The following is a 2,216-nucleotide window of genomic DNA, read 5'->3' on the forward strand; positions in this document are numbered from 1 at the left end:
GCAGGTGCTGGACGATTGGCACGCGCCGTTCGCCGGCTGGCACATCTACTACCCGGCGCGCGAACACCTGCCGCCGAAGCTGCGCGTGTTCATCGATCATCTGCGTGCGGCGCATCCAGTGGGTGGCACGGTGTAGCGCGATGGCGCTGGCCGAGGGCCGGTGCATGGCGAGACCAGAATGCAGAGAACACGCGGCAGCGCCGCAGCGCGAGGGCATTGTTGCCTCGAAGACGCGCCCGACCGGCAAGGCCGGGCGCCGCAGGGGCATCGCCTCGCCCGGAGACCGCTGCGATCGCGATGCAGGGTGCCGCCCTTTGCGGGCGGCACCGCCGGGCTCAGCCCTTGAGCTTGGCCGCGAACTCGGCCACACGCTTGCCGAGCAGGCGCGCGGTCTCCAGGTCGCCGCTGCGCGGCGCCTCGTCCGGCGAGGCGTCGGACGGCGAGATCGCCAGCGCGCCGCCGGAGCCGGCGGTCCAATTCACGTCGTCGGGGCCGTGCGCCTTGGTGTTGGACGGCAGCAGGCCGGTGCCGACCCAGACCTGGCCGTGCTGCTGGGCCAGGGTCCAGAAGTATTCGATGGTGGCGAACTTGTCGCCGTTGACCGAGGCCGAGTTGGTGAAGCCGGCGGCGATCTTGTCCTTCCAGGCCTGCGCGAACCACGGCTTGGAGCTGGCGTCGGCGAATTTCTTGAACTGCCAGGCCGGGCCGCCCATGTAGGTCGGGCTGCCGTAGACGATGGCGTCGGCCTGGCCGATGGCCTCCCAGGCGCCGTCGGGCAGGTTGCCGTCCTGGTCGATGCGGTACAGCGTGGCTTCGCCGACGCTGGCGGCGCCGGCGTGCACGGCCTCGGCCTGCTTGACGGTGTGGCCGTAGCCGCTGAAGTAGACGATCGCGATCTTGCTCATACGCGGACTCCTGAAGGTGAGGGGGAAAAGCGCGGGCATTGTGCGCATGCGCGGCCGCCGCGATCAGCGCCATCGGCGGGATGTTGTGTCCGGTCCGCGCGCCGCGGTTCAGCTCTCGGCCGGGGAGCGCATCGTGCGATCGATGCCCACTTCGACCAGGTAGTCGATGAAGCTGCGCACCTTCGGCGCCAGGTGGCTGCGGCTGGCGTAGACCGCGTACACGCCGATCGGCCCGATCTCATGGTCGGGCAGCACCCGCACCAGGCGGCCGTCCTCCAGCGCCGCTTCGGCCATGAAGTCCGGTTGCACGGTGACGCCCATGCCGGCGATGGCCGCCTCGCGCAGCACGTCGCCGCAGTTGGCGCGCAGCGTGCCGGCCACCCGCACCTGGGTCGCGCCGTCGGGGCCGTGCAGGGTCAGGTCGTCCTGCACGTAGCTATAACTGAGGAAGGCGTGGCCGGCGAGGTCGGCGGCCAGCTGCGGGGTGCCGGCACGCGCCAGGTAGTCCGGCGACGCGCACAGGAACGCCTGCACTTCGCCGAGCTTGCGCGCGATCAAGGTGGGCGCCACCTGGCGGGTGATGCGGATCGCCAGGTCGTAGCCTTCCTCGACGATGTCCACCAGGCGGTCGGACAGCGACAGATCGAGGGCGACCTGCGGATAGCGCGCGCTGTAGCCGGCCAGGCGCGGGCCCAGCCGGGCGACGCTGAAACTGAACGGTGCGTTGATCCGCAGCGTGCCGGAGGGCGTCAGCGCCTGCTCGCCGACCGCCGCCTCCATGTCGTCGAACTCGGCCAGCAGCAACTGGCAGCGCTGGTAATACGCCGCGCCGACACTGCTCGGGCTGACCCGGCGGGTGGTGCGGTTGAGCAGGCGCGAACCCAGGCGCTGTTCCAGCCACGCCACCTGGCGGGTGACGCTGGCGGTGGAAATGCCCAGCGCGTCGGCGGCGGCGTTGAAGCCGTTGCGGTCGACCACGGCGACAAAGACCCGCATCGCCTCCAGCGTGTCCATTGTTTCGGTTCCTGAAATGGATCGTCGGCGGCAGGGTAATTTATTCCCGCAGATGGTGGAAATACCCTGGTCGCCTGCACGAACGCCCGGCGCTGGCCGCGCGCGCCACCGTGCCGCCCCCCACTGTGGAGACCTGCCATGGCGCGTTTGCCTTCCCTGTACATCTCTCACGGTTCGCCGATGACCGCGCTGCAGCCCGGCCTGGTTGGCACGCGGCTGGCCGAACTGGCGGCGACGCTGCCGCGGCCGCGCGCCATCGTGCTGGCCTCGGCGCACTGGCTGGGCCGGCGGCCGCTG

The 2,216-nt window shown here is 70.7% G+C and carries 2 protein-coding genes and 1 pseudogene; 1 reads left to right on the top strand and 2 read right to left on the bottom strand.

All coding sequences use genetic code 11. The features are described 5' to 3' along the window. Positions 1-335 precede the first annotated feature (335 nt). Together D183_RS0114310 and D183_RS0114315 are read right to left on the bottom strand one after the other, a co-directional pair. Positions 336-905: a flavodoxin family protein gene (locus D183_RS0114310; protein WP_017909606.1), complete on the bottom strand. Its 570-nt coding sequence runs from the start codon at positions 903-905 to the stop codon at positions 336-338. 108 nt (positions 906-1,013) lie between these two features. After that, positions 1,014-1,919 carry a LysR family transcriptional regulator gene (locus D183_RS0114315; protein WP_017909607.1) on the bottom strand — a complete coding sequence of 302 codons (906 nt, stop codon included), beginning with the start codon at positions 1,917-1,919 and terminating at the stop codon, positions 1,014-1,016. Positions 1,920-2,057: 138 nt separating this feature from the next. Between D183_RS0114315 and D183_RS26505 the strand changes: the two are divergent. Continuing rightward, a pseudogene (locus tag D183_RS26505) lies at positions 2,058-2,216 on the top strand (dioxygenase); the annotation flags it as partial.

The sequence above is a fragment of the Xanthomonas sp. SHU 199 genome, from assembly GCF_000364665.1.
Lineage (GTDB): Bacteria > Pseudomonadota > Gammaproteobacteria > Xanthomonadales > Xanthomonadaceae > Xanthomonas_A > Xanthomonas_A sontii.